The following is a 539-nucleotide window of genomic DNA, read 5'->3' as shown; positions in this document are numbered from 1 at the left end:
CCGCCTCCCGGCGCAGCGGGCCCTCGGCCGCGCGCACCAGATCGGAGTAGACCCCGGCCACCCGGTCCTCCAGCTCTGCCGCGAGCCGCACCGCCGCCTCCGTGTCCGGTACCGGGAACGGCAGCGCGTACGCGGGCGCCGAGGCGACCGGGGCGGCGCCCAGGTCGCGCACGGTCCGGGTGAGCGCGTCGCGCCGGGCGCGGTGGGCCGCGTACGCCTCCCGGGCCTCGGCCCCGCGCGGCTCGCCGACGCGGCCACCGAGCACCCCGTACCCGTACACCGCCGCGTGCTCCGCGGCCAGCGCGGCCTGGGCCGCCTCCAGAGCTGCCATCAGACGCCCTCCCGCCGGGTCAGCAGATACGCGTGGACCGCGCCCGCCGCGGCGACCGAGGCCAGCAGCCGGGCGAGTTCGGGCGGCGCCCCGGTCAGCGCCGCCAGCTGGGTGTCGGAGACCTGGCGGGCCGCCGCCGCCAGCTCCCGCAGCGCCTCGGCGGGGTCGGCGGGGACCGCGGGGACGGCCGGCGCGGGCGCTGAGGGCC

1 protein-coding gene and 1 pseudogene are annotated in these 539 nt (G+C 81.6%); both read right to left on the bottom strand.

Annotation, left to right across the window (positions count from 1 at the left end; translation table 11 throughout):
* Window positions 1-331: ferritin-like domain-containing protein (locus ACJA3G_RS38395; protein ID WP_406557593.1), on the bottom strand; the 331-nt coding region annotated here is incomplete at its 3' end.
* A pseudogene (locus ACJA3G_RS38390) lies at window positions 331-539 on the bottom strand (hypothetical protein); the annotation flags it as partial. The pseudogene ACJA3G_RS38390 and the gene ACJA3G_RS38395, both read right to left, overlap by 1 nt.

The sequence above is a fragment of the Streptomyces sp. YS-3 genome, assembly GCF_045257485.1.
Lineage (GTDB): Bacteria > Actinomycetota > Actinomycetes > Streptomycetales > Streptomycetaceae > Streptomyces.
This window is presented reverse-complemented; position numbering and strand designations above follow the sequence as displayed.